The 17,535-nt window shown below is 71.8% G+C and carries 17 protein-coding genes; 13 read left to right on the top strand and 4 right to left on the bottom strand.

Annotation, left to right across the window (positions count from 1 at the left end):
- Window positions 1–34 precede the first annotated feature (34 nt).
- The 10 genes from OHA91_RS14010 (at window position 35) to OHA91_RS13965 (ending at window position 10,864) form a co-directional block, all read left to right on the top strand.
- Complete coding sequence (locus OHA91_RS14010; RefSeq protein WP_037632486.1) at window positions 35–961, top strand: GNAT family N-acetyltransferase; 927 nt, start codon at window positions 35–37, stop codon at window positions 959–961.
- A 107-nt stretch (window positions 962–1,068) separates the two neighbouring features.
- A complete protein-coding gene (locus OHA91_RS14005; protein ID WP_031151405.1) occupies window positions 1,069–2,697 on the top strand; it encodes a peptide ABC transporter substrate-binding protein in 1,629 nt (542 codons plus the stop codon).
- 70 nt (window positions 2,698–2,767) lie between these two features.
- The gene (locus OHA91_RS14000) at window positions 2,768–3,691 is read left to right on the top strand and encodes an ABC transporter permease (protein WP_031151407.1); all 924 of its coding nucleotides are present in this window, start codon (window positions 2,768–2,770) and stop codon (window positions 3,689–3,691) included.
- An 85-nt stretch (window positions 3,692–3,776) separates the two neighbouring features.
- Entirely contained in the window at window positions 3,777–4,703 is a 927-nt protein-coding gene (locus OHA91_RS13995; protein WP_209441503.1) for an ABC transporter permease, read from the top strand.
- A 12-nt stretch (window positions 4,704–4,715) separates the two neighbouring features.
- The gene (locus OHA91_RS13990) at window positions 4,716–5,699 is read left to right on the top strand and encodes an ABC transporter ATP-binding protein (protein WP_031151411.1); all 984 of its coding nucleotides are present in this window, start codon (window positions 4,716–4,718) and stop codon (window positions 5,697–5,699) included.
- Window positions 5,692–6,756, top strand: a complete 1,065-nt coding sequence (locus OHA91_RS13985; protein ID WP_031151413.1) for an ABC transporter ATP-binding protein — start codon at window positions 5,692–5,694, stop codon at window positions 6,754–6,756. The genes OHA91_RS13990 and OHA91_RS13985 overlap by 8 nt, the downstream gene beginning before the upstream one ends.
- A gap of 360 nt (window positions 6,757–7,116) precedes the next feature.
- Entirely contained in the window at window positions 7,117–7,311 is a 195-nt protein-coding gene (locus tag OHA91_RS13980) for a hypothetical protein (RefSeq protein WP_030036986.1), read from the top strand.
- Window positions 7,312–7,396: 85 nt separating this feature from the next.
- Entirely contained in the window at window positions 7,397–8,293 is an 897-nt protein-coding gene (gene mshB, locus OHA91_RS13975) for an N-acetyl-1-D-myo-inositol-2-amino-2-deoxy-alpha-D-glucopyranoside deacetylase (protein WP_031151417.1), read from the top strand.
- Entirely contained in the window at window positions 8,290–8,673 is a 384-nt protein-coding gene (locus OHA91_RS13970; RefSeq protein WP_037632487.1) for a DUF6113 family protein, read from the top strand. The genes mshB and OHA91_RS13970 overlap by 4 nt, the downstream gene beginning before the upstream one ends.
- Window positions 8,674–8,878: 205 nt before the next feature.
- The gene (locus OHA91_RS13965) at window positions 8,879–10,864 is read left to right on the top strand and encodes a hypothetical protein (RefSeq protein ID WP_456293582.1); all 1,986 of its coding nucleotides are present in this window, start codon (window positions 8,879–8,881) and stop codon (window positions 10,862–10,864) included.
- 366 nt (window positions 10,865–11,230) lie between these two features.
- Here the strand turns inward: OHA91_RS13965 and OHA91_RS13960 are convergent, their stop codons facing one another.
- Window positions 11,231–11,956: a transglutaminase family protein gene (locus OHA91_RS13960; protein ID WP_245240119.1), complete on the bottom strand. Its 726-nt coding sequence runs from the start codon at window positions 11,954–11,956 to the stop codon at window positions 11,231–11,233.
- 65 nt (window positions 11,957–12,021) lie between these two features.
- Complete coding sequence (locus OHA91_RS13955; protein WP_266497992.1) at window positions 12,022–13,008, bottom strand: GNAT family N-acetyltransferase; 987 nt, start codon at window positions 13,006–13,008, stop codon at window positions 12,022–12,024.
- 117 nt (window positions 13,009–13,125) lie between these two features.
- Between OHA91_RS13955 and fdxA the strand changes: the two genes are divergently transcribed.
- Both fdxA and dapC read left to right on the top strand, forming a co-directional pair.
- Window positions 13,126–13,455 carry a ferredoxin gene (gene fdxA / locus OHA91_RS13950; protein WP_030027294.1) on the top strand — a complete coding sequence of 110 codons (330 nt, stop codon included), beginning with the start codon at window positions 13,126–13,128 and terminating at the stop codon, window positions 13,453–13,455.
- Window positions 13,456–13,564: 109 nt separating this feature from the next.
- Window positions 13,565–14,683 (top strand): succinyldiaminopimelate transaminase, encoded by a 1,119-nt coding sequence (dapC, locus tag OHA91_RS13945; RefSeq protein WP_031151428.1) that lies wholly within the window; start codon window positions 13,565–13,567, stop codon window positions 14,681–14,683.
- 67 nt (window positions 14,684–14,750) lie between these two features.
- Here dapC and OHA91_RS13940 read toward each other — a convergent pair whose 3' ends face one another.
- Both OHA91_RS13940 and OHA91_RS13935 read right to left on the bottom strand, forming a co-directional pair.
- Window positions 14,751–15,116, bottom strand: a complete 366-nt coding sequence (locus tag OHA91_RS13940) for a hypothetical protein (RefSeq protein ID WP_031151430.1) — start codon at window positions 15,114–15,116, stop codon at window positions 14,751–14,753.
- Between the two features lie 245 nt (window positions 15,117–15,361).
- Window positions 15,362–16,345, bottom strand: a complete 984-nt coding sequence (locus OHA91_RS13935; RefSeq protein WP_328739295.1) for a hypothetical protein — start codon at window positions 16,343–16,345, stop codon at window positions 15,362–15,364.
- Window positions 16,346–16,432: 87 nt separating this feature from the next.
- Here OHA91_RS13935 and dapE point away from each other — a divergent pair, with 87 nt between their 5' ends.
- The gene (gene dapE / locus OHA91_RS13930; RefSeq protein ID WP_031151436.1) at window positions 16,433–17,512 is read left to right on the top strand and encodes a succinyl-diaminopimelate desuccinylase; all 1,080 of its coding nucleotides are present in this window, start codon (window positions 16,433–16,435) and stop codon (window positions 17,510–17,512) included.
- Window positions 17,513–17,535: the final 23 nt, after the last annotated feature.

Raw genomic sequence — 17,535 nt, 5'->3', positions numbered from 1 at the left:
TGCGACCCCGGGATCCCGGGCCGAGAGTGACGCAATGACCATCACCGTACGGCCCGCCGGCCCCGGGGACGCGGCTGACATCTGCGCCCTGCTCAACGCCGTCGACGTGATCGAGATCGGCCGACCCGAAACCGACCTCGGCACCGTCGAGTCCGACCTCAACGCACCCGACGTGGACCTCGCCACCGACTCCTGGCTCGCCTTCGAGGACGGCCGGCTCGTCGCCTACGCCCTCGTCTGGGCGGACTCCGGACCGGGCCGCGTCGACGGCGACCACTACGTGCTGCCCGGCCACCACGAGGCCGCGGTCCTGCTGCTGGAGCGCATGGAGGACCGGGCCCGTGAGATCAACGCCGGGCCGGGCGTCCTGCGCCTCCAGCTCAACGTGGAGCCCACCATCGACCTCGCCCTCCTCTCCGGACGCGGCTACCGCACCATCCGCCGCTACCAGGTCATGACGCGCTCCCTGTCCGCGGCCGCCGACCTCGCACCCACCCCGCCCGAGGGGCTCGCCCTGCGCCACTGCGGCGCCGACGAGGCCGACCGCCACCGGGCCCACGCCCTGGTCGAGGAGACCTTCGCCGCCCACTTCGGCCATGTGGACCGCCCGTACGAGACCTGGCTGGACCACATCGAGGGCCGCGGGCTCGACTGGTCGCTGGTGTGGATCGCGAGCCTGCCCGGCGAGGGCGACGTCGCCGTGCTGCTCACCCGGGACGACCGCACGAGCATGGCCTGGGTGAGCCACATAGGCGTGCGCAAGGACGTGCGCGGCCGGGGCGTCGGCGGCTTCCTGCTGCGCCACGGCTTCGCCGCCTACGCGGCGCGCGGCCGGGACACCATCGGCCTCGGCGTGGACACCCACAACGCGACCGGCGCACTCGCGCTCTACGAGGCGCACGGCATGGCCCTGCACTACGGCGTCGACGCCTGGGAGCTGGCTTTGCACCCCCAGGGGTGACAGGGGCGGGACGCGCGGGTGCAATCGGTCCAACCGTGCGTGTGCGGCACCCCTCATAGGGTGACATTGGCCCCTAAGTGAGTCTTGGGAGCCATAGGAGGCACTCCATGCGCGGAGCCACCCACGCCAAGTGGGCCGCATGTGCGGTGGCCGTCGCCCTCGCGGCGACGGCCTGCGGCGGCGGGAGCGACAGCGGCGGAGGCGGCGAGGCAGGAATCATCAGCTCGTCGTGGGGTGACCCGCAGAACCCGCTGGAGCCCGCCAACACCAACGAGGTGCAGGGCGGCAAGGTCCTCGACATGCTCTTCCGCGGCCTCAAGCGCTACGACCCCGAGACCGGCGAGGCCAAGAACATGCTCGCCGAGTCCATCCAGACGACGGACAGTCAGAACTTCACCGTCACGCTGAAGGACGGCTGGAAGTTCAGCAACGACGAGCCGGTCACCGCGCAGTCCTTCGTGGACGCCTGGAACTACGGCGCGGACGTGCGCAACAAGCAGAACAACTCACCGTTCTTCTCCGACATCGTCGGCTACGACGACGTGCACCCGGCGTCCGGCGAACCCAAGTCCAAGACGATGTCCGGACTGGTGGTCAAGGATCCCAAGACCTTCACCGTCGCCCTCAAGGACAAGTTCTCCACCTGGCCCGAGACCCTCGGCTACCAGGCCTTCTCCCCGCTTCCCAAGGCCTTCTTCACCGACCACACCGCCTGGCTGGACAAGCCGATCGGCAACGGCCCGTACACGGTGGACTCGTACACCAAGGGCACCGGCATGAAGCTGCGCAAGTGGGACGCGTACCCCGGTGAGGACAAGGCGCAGAACGGCGGGGTGGACCTGAAGGTCTACACCGACAACAACACCGCCTACACCGACCTGATCTCCGGCAACCTCGACCTCGTCGACGACGTCCCGGCGCAGCAGCTGAAGAACGTCAAGAACGACCTCGGCGACCGGTACATCAACCAGCCGGCCCTCATCATCCAGACCCTCACCTTCCCGCTGTACGACCCGCAGTGGAGCAAGCCGGGCACGGAGAAGGTCCGCCAGGGCATCTCGCGGGCCATCAACCGAGACGAGATCACCCAGCAGATCTTCCGGGAGACCCGGACGCCCGCCAAGGACTGGACCTCGCCGGCCCTCGGCGAGAAGGGCGGCTTCTCCGCCACGGCCTGCGGCGACGCCTGCGTCTACGACCCGGCCGAGGCCAAGAAGCTCATCCAGGAGGGCGGCGGGCTGCCCGGCGGGAAGGTCACGCTGACCTCCAACGTGGACACCGGCTCGCACCGCGACTGGATGGACGCCGTCTGCAACAGCGTCAACAACGCGCTGGGGGAGGGCCCGGTCTGCACGGTCAACCCGGTCGGCACCTTCGCCGACTTCCGCAACCAGCAGAGCAGCTACAAGCTGACGGGCCCCTTCCGCTCGGGCTGGCAGGCCGACTACCCGCTGATCCAGAACTTCCTGCAGCCGCTCTACTACACCGGCGCCTCCTCCAACTACGGGAAGTTCAGCAACAAGGAGTTCGACGACCTCGTCGACCAGGCGAACCGGGAGAGCGACCCGGCCAAGGCGATCGCCAGCTTCCAGGAGTCGGAGAAGATCCTCGCCGAGCAGATGCCGTCCATCCCGCTCTGGTACCAGAACGGCAGCGCCGGCTACTCCGAGCGCCTCGAGGACGTCTCCCTCAACCAGTTCAGCGTCCCGGTCTACGACCAGATCAAGGTCATCTGACCCTCACCCGGATCCCGGCCCCCCGCCCCGCGGGGGGCCCGCCGCGCCCGCCAACAGCATGGAGCACTCCATGGGACGTTATGTGATCCGGCGGCTGCTCCAGATGATCCCGGTGTTCATCGGCAGCACGTTCCTGATCTTCTTCATGGTGTACGCGCTCGGTGACCCGGTCGCGGCCCTCTTCGGTGACAAGGCCCCCGACCCCGCCACCGCCGCCCGCATCCGCAAGGACCTCTACCTCGACCAGCCCCTGTGGAAGCAGTACCTCCACTACATGGGCCAGATCTTCAAGGGCGACTTCGGCACCGCCTTCAACGGACAGTCCGTCACCGAGCTGATGGCCAGCGCCTTCCCCGTCACCCTGCGCCTGACCCTGGTCGCCATCTTCTTCGAGATCGTCATCGGCATCACCCTCGGCGTGATCAGCGGCCTGCGCCGCGGAAAGAGCGTCGACACCTCCGTGCTCGTGCTCACCCTCGTGGTCATCTCGGTGCCCACCTTCGTGACGGGCTACCTGCTCCAGTACCTCTTCGGCGTCAAATGGGGATGGGTGAGGCCCACGGTCTCCCCGGACGCACCGCTGAACGAGCTGATCCTGCCCGGCATCGTCCTCGCGCTGGTCTCCCTCGCCTACGTCACGCGCCTGTCCCGCACCTCCATCGCCGAGAACGTCAAGGCCGACTACGTCCGCACCGCCACCGCCAAGGGCCTGCCCCGCAGCCGGGTCGTCACCCGCCACCTGCTGCGCAACTCCCTGATCCCGGTGGTCACCTTCATCGGGACCGACATCGGCGCCCTGATGGGCGGCGCCATCGTCACCGAGCGGATCTTCAACATCCACGGCGTCGGCTACCAGCTCTACCAGGGCATCCTGCGCAACAACTCGCCCACGGTCGTCGGCTTCGTGACCATCCTCGTCATCGTCTTCCTGCTGGCGAACCTGCTCGTCGACCTGCTCTACGCGGTCCTGGACCCGAGGATCCGTTATGCCTGATCCCGAGCGCCCCGAACCCGGCGGCTACGACCCGGTCGGCCCCCGCCCGAAGGAGGCGGTCTCGCCCACGGGCCAGGGGGGACCCATGGATCTCGCGCTGGACGAGGCCGAGAGCATCGAAGGCATCGAGAAGACCGCCGGACCGGGCGCCTCCGGCCCCCGGGAGCGGGCCCGCTCCCTGTGGTCCGACGCCTGGCACCAACTGCGCCGCAACCCCGTGTTCATCCTCTCCTCGCTGCTCATCCTCTTCCTCGTCGTCATCTCGATCTGGCCGCAGCTCATCGCGAGCGGCGACCCCCTCCAGTGCGACCTCTCCAAGTCCCAGCAGGGCTCCGCCCCCGGGCACCCCTTCGGCTACGACACCCAGGGCTGCGACGTCTACACGCGCACCGTCTACGGAGCCCGCGCCTCCATCACCGTGGGCGTCTGCGCCACCCTCGGCGCCGCCCTGCTCGGCGCCGCCCTCGGCGGCCTCGCCGGCTTCTTCGGCGGCTGGGGGGACTCCCTGCTCTCCCGCGTCGCCGACATCTTCTTCGGCATCCCGGTCGTCCTCGGCGGCCTGGTCTTCCTGTCGGTCGTCACCAGCACCACCGTCTGGCCCGTGGTCGGCTTCATCGTGCTCCTGGGCTGGCCGCAGATCGCCCGCATCGCCCGCGGCTCGGTGATCACCGCCAAACAGAACGACTACGTCCAGGCCGCCCGGGCCCTGGGCGCCGGCAACGCCCGGATGCTGCTGCGGCACGTGGCGCCCAACGCCGTCGCCCCCGTCATCGTCGTCGCCACGATCGCCCTCGGTACGTACATCGCCCTGGAGGCGACCTTGTCCTTCCTCGGCGTCGGTCTGCGCCCGCCCACCGTCTCCTGGGGCATCGACATCTCCAACGCGGCCTCGCAGATCCGCAACGCCCCGCACATGCTGCTGTGGCCCGCGGGAGCGCTGAGCATCACGGTGCTCGCCTTCATCATGCTCGGCGACGCGGTGCGCGACGCCCTCGACCCCAAGCTGCGCTGAGGAGCCCCGTACATGCTGCTCGAGGTCCGCGACCTGCACGTGGAATTCAAGACGCGCGACGGAGTCGCGAAGGCGGTCAACGGGGTCGACTACTCGGTGGACGAGGGCGAGACGCTGGCCGTGCTCGGCGAGTCCGGCTCCGGCAAGTCCGTGACCGCGCAGGCCGTGATGGGGATCCTGGACGTGCCGCCGGGCCGGATCGCCGGCGGCGAGATCCTCTTCAAGGGCCGCGACCTGCTGAAGATGAAGGAGGACGAGCGGCGCAGGATCCGCGGCGCCGAGATGGCGATGGTCTTCCAGGACGCGCTGTCCTCCCTGAACCCGGTGCTGACCGTCGGCAAGCAGCTCGGCGAGATGTACGAGGTCCACCGAGGGATGTCCCGCAAGGACGCCCGGACCAAGGCCGTCGAGCTCATGGACCGGGTGAAGATCCCGGCGGCGAAACAGCGGGTGGGGGACTACCCGCACCAGTTCTCCGGCGGCATGCGCCAACGCATCATGATCGCCATGGCGATGGCGCTGGAGCCCTCGCTGATCATCGCCGACGAGCCGACGACGGCCCTGGACGTCACCGTCCAGGCGCAGGTGATGGACCTGCTGGCCGAGCTCCAGCGGGAACTCAACATGGGCCTCATCCTGATCACCCACGACCTCGGCGTGGTCGCCGACGTCGCCGACAAGATCGCGGTCATGTACGCCGGCCGGATCGTCGAGGCGGCCCCCGTCCACGAGATCTACAAGGCGCCCGCGCACCCGTACACGCGCGGCCTGCTGGACTCCATCCCGCGCCTGGACCAGAAGGGCCAGGAGCTGTACGCGATCAAGGGCCTGCCGCCCAACCTGCTCCGCATCCCGCCCGGCTGCGCCTTCAACCCGCGCTGCCCGATGGCGCAGGACGTATGCCGCAGCGACGTCCCGCCGCTGTACCCGGTGACCGAGTCGCCCGTGGCGCGGGCCAGCGCCTGCCACTTCTGGAAGGAGTGCCTCCATGGCTGAGCCCCTTCTGGAAGTGAAGGACCTGGTCAAGCACTACCCGCTGACCCGGGGCGTCCTCTTCAAGAAGCAGGTCGGCGCGGTCAAGGCCGTCGACGGGGTCTCCTTCGGCCTGCACGCGGGCGAGACCCTGGGCATCGTGGGGGAGTCCGGCTGCGGCAAGTCCACCGTCGCCAAGATGCTGGTCAACCTGGAACGGCCGACCGCGGGTTCGATCGCGTACAAGGGCGAGGACATCAGCCGGCTGTCGGGGCGCGCGCTGAAGGCCGTGCGCCGCAACATCCAGATGGTGTTCCAGGACCCGTACACCTCGCTGAACCCGCGCATGACGGTCGGCGACATCATCGGGGAGCCGTACGAGATCCACCCCGAGGTGGCCCCGAAGGGCGACCGGCGCCGCAAGGTCCAGGAGCTGCTGGACGTCGTCGGCCTGAACCCGGAGTACATCAACCGCTACCCCCACCAGTTCTCCGGGGGCCAGCGCCAGCGCATCGGCATCGCCCGCGGCCTGGCCCTCCAGCCCGAGATCATCGTCGCCGACGAGCCGGTCTCCGCCCTGGACGTCTCCGTCCAGGCGCAGGTCGTCAACCTGCTGGAGAAGCTCCAGGACGAGTTCGGCCTGTCCTACGTCTTCATCGCGCACGACCTCTCGATCGTCCGGCACATCTCCGACCGGGTCGGCGTCATGTACCTCGGCCGGATCGTCGAGATCGGCACCGACACCGAGATCTACGAGCACCCGACCCACCCGTACACGCAGGCACTGCTTTCGGCCGTACCGGTCCCGGACCCGCAGGCCCGCGCCCACCGCGAGCGGATCATCCTGTCCGGCGACGTCCCGTCCCCGGCCAACCCGCCGTCGGGCTGCCGCTTCCGCACCCGCTGCTGGAAGGCGCAGGACCGCTGCGCGACGGAGGTTCCGCTGCTGGCGGTCCCCGAAGTGTTCACCTCCGGTCCGGCGGCGCATCCTTCGGCGTGCCACTTCGCGGCGGAGAAGCGGGTGGTCCCGCACGTGCCGCCGGAAGGGCCCGACGGACCCGGGGGACAGGACGCCGGCTGAGACGCTCACCCCATCGATCGATGATTTCCGGCCACCCGTCGTGTTCCGGCTGCGGGGGCGGCCGCGGTTTCCCAACGCGGTTTACCTGCGGGCAACTTGACCGTTTCTGCCCCGAGATCTGGGGCATGCAGCCTGGGTGCTGTGCGGCCGTGCGGGTGCCGACAGCCGGCCGGGGGGCGTAAACGCTCCCCGGCCGGCCTTTCCGTGACCCCGCCCATGCGCGGCATGCGCCCCTTGTGCTGCCGGATTTCGATCGATGCGCTGGCACGGATAGTTATGATCCGTAGCGCACGGTGGGTATGACTCTCGCCGAGCACGAATACGCGTACCGATGTCCGCTCGACGTGGAGGTGAAACGCCGTGGCACTCTCGATCTCTGCCGTGGTGCTGCTGGCGATCATCGTTTTCCTGCTGGTCCGCCGGGCGGGCCTGAAGGCGGGACACGCGGTGGTCTGTGTGCTGCTCGGCTTCTACCTGGCGAGTTCCACCATCGCCCCGACCCTCAGCCAGCTCACCTCGAACGTGGCGAGCATGATCAGCGGCATCAAGTTCTAGAGGGTGTCGCTGCGGTCGGCGCCGGGGCCCGCCGGGCAGGGCGGGCAGGCCGGGACCGGCGCGGGGCACCCCCTACGCTAGGCCCATGAACGGTCTTCCCGCCCGTCGTCTGCTCTTCGTGCACGCGCACCCCGACGACGAGTCGATCAACAACGGCGTCACCATGGCCAAGTACGCGGCCCAGGGCGCCCACGTCGCGTTGGTGACCTGCACCCTGGGCGAGGAGGGCGAGGTCATCCCGCCCGGCCTCGCCCACCTGGCGGCCGACCGCGACGACACCCTCGGCACCCACCGGATCGGCGAGCTCGCCGCCGCCATGGCCGAACTGGGCGTCCACGACCACCGGTTCCTCGGCGGCCCCGGCCGCTTCCGCGACTCCGGGATGATGGGCGCCCCGCAGAACCGCCGCCCGGAGGCCTTCTGGTCCGCCGACGTGGACGAGGCCGCCGCGTACCTCGTGGAGGTGATCCGGGAGCTGCGCCCGCAGGTGCTCGTCACCTACGACCCGGACGGCGGCTACGGGCACCCGGACCACATCCAGGCCCACCGCGTGGCCATGCGCGCCGCCGAACTGGCCGCGGAGACCGCGTACCGGCGCGACCTCGGGGACCCCCACACGATCGGGAAGATCTACTGGAACCGCGTCCCGCTCTCGGTGGTCGAGGAGGGCTTCGCCCGGCTGGCCGCCGCCGGGGCCGGGGTGTCCTTCCCCGGACTGGCCTCGCCCGAGGACGTACCGGGGGTCGTCGACGACGGGCGGATCACCGCCGAGATCGACGCCGACGAGTCCCTCGTGGCGGCCAAGACCGCCGCCATGCGCGCCCACGCCACCCAGATCGCCGTGGACGGACCCTTCTTCGCCCTCTCCAACGACCTGGCGCAGCCGCTGTTCGCGCGCGAGTACTACGAACTGGTCGAGGGCCGGCCGGGCGCCGCGGCGGGCGAGCGCGAACACGACCTCTTCGCGGGGGTGGAGGCGTGACCGGCACCCTGACGGCGGGCCGGATCGCCGGCTGCCTGGGCCTGCTGGTGCTGGGCGCGCTGACCGGCGCGGCCGGCTGGCTGGTCGTGGACCTGTGGTTCCCCGGCGGGCTGCTGCTCGCGCTGCTGGCCCTCTTCGGTCTGTTCCTCGGCGGCCGGATCGCCCTGGGGACCGGCCTCGGGGTGGGCGGTGGCGCGGTCGGCTGGTTCCTCTCCTACGTGATGCTCGGCGTCCCGCGCCCCGAGGGGGACTTCCTCCTCAGTTCGTCCGGAATCGGCATGTACGCCTACCTTTTGGGCGGAACGGTGGTGGCTGTGATGTGTGCCACGATCAGCCTTCCGGCCGATCGGCCGGTTTCGGCCTCCCGGCCCGTCAAGTGACGTGGTGTCGGACCTCGTAGGGAGTCCGGCCGAGGTGTGCGGGCGGCGGCTCTCGTGGCGCTTCAGGGGGGTTTGGCGGGCCCTGTGAGGAACCCCTGATTCGCCGCGGTCAGTTGCGCGCGGGCGGCGGCCAGTATGGTGGACGGGCCGCCGAGCTGCCCGCGCACGGTATGACGGGCGGCGGAGCCAACCGGGAGAACCTGCCTTGAGTCGTGAAACCGACAGTTCGTCCTCCGGGCCCAAGGGGCACGGTGGAGCCGCTTACCCCTCGGGTACGCCGCCGTACGGAACCGGCCAGTACCCGTCCACGACTGTGCCACCCGGGCCTGGCGCGGCGACCGCCCCGGAGGAGAACCCTGTGACCTCGAATCCGTCCACGCCCGAATCCGACGGGCCCAAGACCGAGACGACCCTGACGACCCGCATCCGGATCAACATCCCGGGTTCGCGACCGATCCCGCCGGTGGTCGTGCGCAAGTCGATGGGCACCAACTCCGGCACGTCCGGCGGCGGGTCTGCGACCCCGCCGGCGCCGGAGCGGGGGCCCGGACAGCAGGACGGGCCCCCGCCCGCGCAGCGCCCGGGGCCCCGGCCGACCCGTGTCGAGGCCGCGCCGGAGCCGGACCCGGCCCCGGCGCAGGCCGAGGAGTCGGCCAGCAACTGGTTCGCGCCCCGCAAGCCGCCCGCCGCCGCCCCCGCGCCCGCCGCGCAGATGCCGCAGGCCGCTCCGCCGCCGCTCGCCCAGCGCGTGCCCGGTGCGACGCCGACCCCGCCGCCCGTGCCGGGCGCCGGCTTCGCGCCCCCGCAGCACTTCCAGGCCCCGCCGGAGCCGGACGCCGCGTACGCGACGCCGCGCACCCCGGCGCCGCCCGTCGCCGAGTACGGCACCGGCTACGCCCAGCCGCAGGCGCCCGCCCCGGCGGCCCCGATGCCCGGCGGCCCCGGCGTCGGAGCGACCCAGGGCTTCCCGGCGTACGGCACCGACCACGGCGACGGCGGCCCGTCCACCGAGGCGTTCCCCGTCTACGACAGCCACTCCGGCGGCCCCGCCGGACCCACCACCGGCGGCCCCGGCTTCGGCTCCGGCCCCGCCGGCGGCGGCCCGTCCGCCGCGGATGCCGCGGGCTGGCCCGGCCCCGACCTGGACGGCCCGCTGCCCGCCCCCGTACCGGCGCCCGCGCCGGCCGCGCCCCGGGCCACGCCGCCCGCGGACAAGAAGCCCGCCGCGAAGCCCGCCGCGAAGCCCGCCAAGAAGGGCCGCTCCAAGCTGGTCCTCGTGGGCGGCGGCATCGTGGCGCTCGTCGGCGTGGCCTACGGCGCCGGGCTGCTCCTGAACCACTCCGACGTCCCCAAGGGCACCACCGTCCTCGGCGTCGACATCAGCGGCAGCCGCGACGACGCCGTCTCCAAGCTCCAGACGGCCTTCGGCACCCGTGCCGGGGCCCCGATCCAGCTGACCGTCGGCGGCAAGCCGGTCGAGCTGAAGCCCGACAAGGCCGGCCTGACCCTGGACGCCCAGACCACCGTCCGCAACGCGGCCGGCAGCGACTACAACCCGATCACAGTCATCGGCTCCCTCCTCGGCAACGAGCGGGTCGCCGACGCCGTGATGCCCGTCGACGAGGAGAAGCTCCAGGTCGCGCTCCAGGAACTCGCCGGCACGGCGGGCTCCGTCACCGAGGGCACGATCACGTTCGAAGGCGGCAAGGCCGTCGCGGTCCCCGGCAAGGCGGGCACCACCCTGGACGTGGACGGCTCCGTCGACCTCGTCACCAAGGCCTTCCGCGACCAGGTCGGCACCGGCAAGGCGGCCGTCGTGCAGCTGCCGACCGTCACCAAGGAACCGGTCGTGGGCCAGGCCGAACTCGATCGCGCGATGAAGGAGTTCGCCGAGCCGGCGATGTCCGCCAACGCCACCGTCAAGGCCGGCGCCAAGTCCATCGCCTTCGGCAAGCTGTCGCTGCCCAAGATCCTCAGCATGCAGGCCGTGGACGGCCGCCTCACGGAGAAGTTCGACCTGGAGGCGCTCAAGGCGACCTACGGGAACACCTTCGACGGCGTCATGATCACCCGCGGCACCGGTGCCAAGACGGCGGTCACCCCGCAGGACGTCGCCGGTGCGCTCGGCAAGGCCCTGCGCGGCAAGACCGCGGCCGAGCGGACCGTGGTCATCGACACCAACCCGAGCTGAGGCACGGCACGAAGGTGCCCCCGTCCGGACCCCCGGACGGGGGCACCGTCGTGCGCACGGCCCGCGAGAAGGGCCGGCTCTGAAGGCCCGCACCACCGCCGGGGCTCCTGCCCCGGACCCCGGTTCCGGCGGGGCCGGGTGTATGCCGGGGCGATCCCCGCGGGCGCCGAACGCACCGCCGCCGTACCTGCCGACCCCGAGGGCCGTCCGGCGCCCGAGGAGACGCCCCGGCGTGCGCCCGTACCGGTGGAGCCCCGTCCCGGTGGGACCACCGGCCTCGCCGGAGCCCCCGGGCGCCCCGCCGCGGGCCGGGCCGCACCCCGCCTCCCCGGCCCGGCCGGAACCGGCGCCCTGCCGGGGCAGCGGTCAGTTCAGCAGGGCGCGCGCCGAGACGGCCTCGGCGCGGATGCGGGCCGCCGCGTCGGTGTCCACGGCCGACACCACCTCGGCGTACGCGTCCAGCTCGGCCGCGCCCTCCCGGAAGGAGCCCCGCTCCACCAGCAGCCGCGCCCGCTCGTAGCGCAGCGACGCCGGATGCGACGGCAGCAGCAGCGACAGCTCCAGCGCCCACAGGGCCACACCCGACTGCTCCGGGCGGGTCGAGGCCCAGGCCCGGATGTTGGTCAGGATCCGCAGCACGATGTCCAGCGTCCTGGCCGGCGTTCGGGGCCCCGAGGCCAGCTCCGCCGGTCCCGTGCCCAGGGAGGCGCCGCCCGCGAACGGGTCCACCACCACGCCCTCCTCCGGGTCGCCGAAGCCCACCACGAAGTGCCCCGGCAGTCCCAGCCCGTACACGGGCGCGCCCGCCCGCCGGGCGACCTCCAGCCACACCACCGACAGCAGGATCGGCAGGCCGCGCCGGCGCCGCAGCACCTCGTGCAGCAGCGAGGACGACAGCCGCTCGTAGTCCGCCGGGGTGCCGTGGAAACCGAGGCGCCCGCCCAGCAGTTCCGTCACCGCCGAGGCCCACGCCGGCCCGCCCCGCAGGCCGTACGGCAGCATCCCGGCCAGCCGGTCCAGTTCGATCTGCGCCCAGTCCATGGCGCGTTCGTCCAGCTCCGGGTCGGCCTCCGCCGCCAGCAGCAGGCACATCAGCGCCAGGTCGGGCCGCTCCGCCCGGGCCTCCGCCGCGAACTGCTCCCGGCGCTCCGGCGTGCTCACGGGGCCGCCCGGAAGTGGTGGTAGGTGTGGTGCGTCGCGAAGCCCAGCCCCTCGTACAGCGCCAGCGCCCCCGGATTGTCCGTCTCGACCTGCAGCCACGCCGCCGAAGCGCCCTCCTCCAGCGCGCGCCGAGCCAGGGCGGCCATCACCGCCGTCGCGAGCCCCTCACGCCGGTGTTCCGGATCGACCGTCACCGCCGCGAAGCCGGCCCACCGGCCGTCCACCACGCACCGTCCGATCGCCCGCCCGCCGGGCAGCGAGGCGAACCAGACCGACGGCCCCTCCACCAGGACCCTCCGGGCCACGTCCGGGTCGGAGACCCTCCCGTAGCGCCCGAGCCACTCCTCGTCCGGGACACGGGTCAACGTCACGGACCCGCTCGCGGGCGCGTCCACGTCGCCCACCGGGGCCAGCGCCCCGATCCGCACGTCCGCCGACACCTCGGACACCCAGCCCCGGCTTTCCAGCTCCGCGCAGAGCAGCTCCTGCGTTCCGGCGGCCCCGGTGGCGGCCTGCACATAGGCCGGAAGTCCTCGTTCCGCATACCAGGAGGTCACTCGCGCGAGTGCATCGTCCAGCGGTATGCCCGGGTCGCCGGTCGGCAGCACGGAGTTGGCCCGCCGGGTGAACCCGGCGGCCGCCCGCAGCGTCCACGCGCCCAGCTGCTCGCTCTCCAGCGGCTGCCAGGCCCGCGCCGAGACCCTCGTCAGCTCCTCGAAGGAGGCCGCCGGACCCCGCCGCCGGGCCGGCGCCGCGGGCACGACCTTGCCCGCCACCAGCGAGGATTCCGGGATGCGGACGGACTGCCCGCTCTTCTTTGTGATCAGCAGCACACCCTGGTCCCAGGATGTGAGAACGCCGACCGTGTCCGTGAACTCGGGTGATCCGCTCAGTCCGGTCTCCACCCGTCGTACAGAGACACGTTTACCCACGTCAGCCGGGGTGATTCGGACCTCCAGCAGCCCTCCGGCAGTGATTTCCACAGCTCTGTCCGCCCCTCCTGTTCGGATCGTGCCCGGGAACGGAGATACTAGGTGCGGGCATCGACGACGCCGCGCTCCCGCGCGATATGGAAAGCCCTACCGAGGAGGAACGAGAGCGTGACCTACGTCATCGCGGAGCCTTGTGTCGACGTCAAGGACAAGGCATGCATCGAAGAGTGCCCCGTCGACTGCATCTACGAGGGCCAGCGGTCCCTGTACATCCACCCGGACGAGTGCGTCGACTGTGGTGCGTGTGAGCCGGTCTGCCCGGTCGAGGCCATCTTCTACGAGGACGACACTCCGGAAGAGTGGAAGGACTACTACAAGGCGAACGTCGAGTTCTTCGACGAGCTCGGTTCGCCCGGTGGTGCCTCCAAGCTGGGCCTGATCGAGCGCGACCACCCCTTCGTCGCGGGGCTGCCCGCCGGCATCAACGGCGAGCACTGACCTTTCACGGCAGAAGCGCCCCCCGGTCCCGTACGGCCTCTCCGCCGCACGGGACCGCGGTGTTTTCCGACCCGCTACCAGCCAGTACCGAGAGAGAGCAGAGACCACCGTGGCCGCAGTATCCGACCGTCTTCCCGCCTTCCCCTGGGACAAGCTGGAGCCGTACAAGAAGACGGCGGCGGCCCACCCGGACGGCATCGTCGACCTGTCCGTCGGCACGCCCGTGGACCCGGTCCCGCAGCTGATCAGGCAGGCCCTGATCGAAGCCGCCGACTCCCCGGGCTACCCGACGGTGTGGGGCACCGAGGCCCTGCGCGACGCCATCACGGGCTGGCTGCGCGGCCGGCTCGGCGCGAGCGCCGCCGGGCACCGCAACGTCCTGCCGGTCGTGGGCTCGAAGGAGCTGGTGGCCTGGCTGCCGACCCAGCTCGGGCTCGGCGCCGGCGACAAGGTCGCCTACCCGCGCCTCGCCTACCCGACGTACGAGGTCGGCGCGCGGCTGTGCGGCGCCGAGGCGGTCGTCTACGACGCTGAGACATTTGCGAGTGACCCCGCGGGGGCCGGGCTCGACCCGGCCGGCGTGAAGCTGCTCTGGCTCAACTCCCCGTCCAACCCCACCGGCAAGGTCCTCGGCAAGGACGAGCTCGTGCGGATCGTGGCCTGGGCGCGGGAGCACGGGATCCTGCTCTTCAGCGACGAGTGCTACCTGGAGCTGGGCTGGGAGGCCGAGCCCGTCTCCGTCCTCCACGACGACGTGTGCGGCGGCTCCTACGAAGGCATCGTCGCGGTCCACTCCCTCTCCAAGCGCTCCAACCTGGCGGGTTACCGGGCGGCCTTCATCGCCGGTGACGCGGACGTGCTCGGCGAGCTGCTGGAGATCCGCAAGCACGGCGGCATGATGACCCCCGCCCCGGTGCAGGCGGCCACGGTGGCGGCGCTCGGCGACGACCGGCACGTGGCGGAGCAGCGCGAGCGCTACGCGGCCCGCCGTGCGGCGCTCCGCGCGGCCCTGGAGGCGCACGGCTTCCGCGTCGAGCACAGCGAGGCGAGCCTCTACCTGTGGGTGACCCGGGACGAGCCCTGCTGGGACACCGTCGCCCACCTCGCGGACCTGGGCATCCTGGTCGCGCCGGGCGACTTCTACGGCGAGGCGGGCGCCCGCTTCGTGCGCGTGGCGTTCACCGCCACCGACGAGCGCGTGGAGGCGGCGGTCAAGCGCCTCGGCTGACCGGCCCGTGACAGCCCGAGGGGGCCGGGAGTGCGAAACTCCCGGCCCCCTCGGTGTTTCCCGGGTGTCAGCCCTGCAGCGCGCCGCCGGGCAGTCCCGCCGGCAGGACACCGCCCACGGGCAGTGCGGAGACCGGCAGATCCTGCGTGGTGGGCAGGCCGCCGAGCAGACCGCCCGCCTGGCCGGCGAGGTCGGATGCGGGGGCCGGCAGGGACTTGGTGGCGGCGCCCGCATTGCCGAGGGCGTCGGTGGCCGTTCCGGTGGCCGTCTCGGCGGTCGCCGCAGGGGCGTCCGTTGCGGTGAGTGCGCCCAGCTGCGGCACGGACTCCAGACCGGCGGCGTTGGCCGCGCCGGCCGCACCGACCACGGGCGCTGCCCCGGCTGCGACGAGCAGCGCGGCACGGGCGATCCGACGGGTCAGGGGGAGGGACATGATGCTCCTAAGCGGTAGCGGCTGAGTACGGCCTGACTAACCGCTCGTGGGGCGGGTGGGGTTGCGGCGCCACCGGGTAAAGGATCGGTAACGCATCGTTTAATCGGCTTCCGCGACAAGAGCATTGGATGCGCGCCGACCAGGGGTTTCCGTCCGTTCCCGGGGTGCGGGGCGCGGTGGTGATCACCCCCGCAGGGGTGATCATTCGTACGCGCTGCCGGGCGCTCCCCGCTGACCCGTGCGGATCAGCGGGCCATGAAGATCCGCACCTCGCCGGGGGCCGCACCGTAGGGATCGCCGTCGCCGTTCTTCGCGCCGGCGTCCCCCTTGTCCCGCCACCGGCCCCGGTCCTTGCCCGCGACCCAGCCGCGCAGGTCGTAGGAGACCCTGGCGATGCCCATCTCGCGGGAGTTGGCCACCGCCCAGTGGGCCATCGCCCGGCTGCGGCGGATCGCGGCCTCGCCCGACTCCTGCTTCTCCACCATCGTGATCTCGGGCTCCTCGACCGCCCTGCCCCCGCCGCCGTTGCGGCCGGCCTGGCCGCCCTGGCCGCCCTGCGGGCCGAAGGTGTGCATCCCGTCCTTGCCGAAGATCCGCACCAGGCCCTCCCGCACCTTCTCCGGGTCGCCCGGCTGCGTGGGCGCCGGCCCGCCGCAGTCCAGACTGCCGCCGGCGGCGAAGGCCGCGGTCAGCACGGTCGCGTCCGGCTCGTGCTTGGCGTAGGCCTGCGGGTAACCGCTGCGCTGCACCTTCTGCGCGGCCACCGTCAGCGGCAGCCGCGAGTACCCCGGCACGTCGACGAGGTGGTCGTAGAAGATCCCGGCCGAATAGACCGGGTCCGTGATCTGCTCCGGCGTGCCCCAGCCCATCGACGGCCGCTGCTGGAAGAGGCCCAGCGAGTCCCGGTCGCCGTGGTCGAGGTTGCGCAGGGCCGACTCCTGCATGGCGGTCGCAAGGGCGATGGTGACGGCCCGGTCGGGCAGCCCCTTGGCGATGCCGACGGCGGCTATCGTCGCCGCGTTCGCCGCCTGCTCCGGCGACATCTCGTACTTTTCGGATTCGCCGTCACGGCCGGACGCATCCGCACTGGCGACGCAGAAGGGCGCGCCACCGCCGACCGAGGCGCGCTGCACGGCGAAGTACCCGATCACCGAAAGGAGAACGAGCAGGCCGACGACCACACGCAGCGGCCTGCGGCGGCGAGGACGGGGATCACGGATCTCGGACACGCGGCCCACCGTACTTGAGGCATATGGCGCGTCCACCGGCCGGACGAGGGACGCTTCGCCACACCCCGGGGCGTTAGGGTCAGTTCCATGTCCGAATCCGAGCTGGACCTCACCCTGGACGCCGCCGAGCTGACCGCCCGGCTCGTCGACATCCCTTCCGTGAGCGGCGACGAGAAGGTACTCGCCGACCTCGTGGAACACGCGCTGCGCGGCCTTCCCCACCTCACCGTGGACCGCTTCGGCAACAACGTCGTCGCCCGTACGAGCCTGGGCCGCGCCGAGCGCGTCGTACTCGCCGGCCACCTCGACACGGTGCCGATCGCCGACAACGTCCCCTCGCGCCTCGACGAGAACGACGTCCTGTGGGGCTGTGGCACCACCGACATGAAGTCCGGCGTCGCCGTGCAGCTGCGCATCGCCGCGACCGTGCCCGAGCCGAACCGCGACCTCACCTTCGTCTTCTACGACCAGGAGGAGGTCGCCGCCGACCTCAACGGGCTCGGCAAGGTCGCCGAGGCCCACCCCGACTGGCTCACGGGTGACTTCGCGGTCCTGCTGGAGCCCTCGAACGCCGAGGTCGAGGGCGGCTGCCAGGGCACGCTCCGCGTCCTGCTGCGCACGTCCGGCGAGCGCGCCCACTCCGCCCGCAGCTGGATGGGCTCCAACGCCATCCACGCGGCGAGCCCGATCCTCGCCCGGCTGGCGGCGTACGAGCCCCGCAAGCCCGTCATCGACGGCCTGGAGTACCACGAGGGCCTCAACGCGGTCCGCATCGAGGGCGGCGTCGCCAACAACGTCATCCCCGACGCCTGCACCGTGACGGTCAACTTCCGCTTCGCCCCGGACCGCAGCATGGACGACGCGATCGCCCACGTCCGGGAGGTCTTCGCGGACTGCGGCGTCGACGAGTTCGTGATCGACGACTTCTCCGGCGGCGCCCTCCCCGGCCTCTCCCACCCGGCCGCGGCCGCGTTCATGGAGGCGGTCGGCGGCCGGGCGATGCCGAAGTTCGGCTGGACCGACGTCTCCCGCTTCAGCGCGCTGGGCGTTCCGGCGGTGAACTACGGTCCGGGCGACGCCCTGCTGGCCCACAAGGTGGACGAGCGGGTGGAGACGAAGGCGATCCTGCACTGCGAGGAACGACTCCGCGCCTGGCTGACCTCCTGAATTCCGCTTCTCGTCACCTTTGT

This window comes from Streptomyces erythrochromogenes (assembly GCF_036170895.1).
GTDB classification, from domain to species: Bacteria; Actinomycetota; Actinomycetes; order Streptomycetales; family Streptomycetaceae; genus Streptomyces; species Streptomyces erythrochromogenes.
The sequence above is the reverse complement of the archived record's forward strand: the minus strand, read 5'-3'. Positions and strand labels throughout refer to the sequence as shown.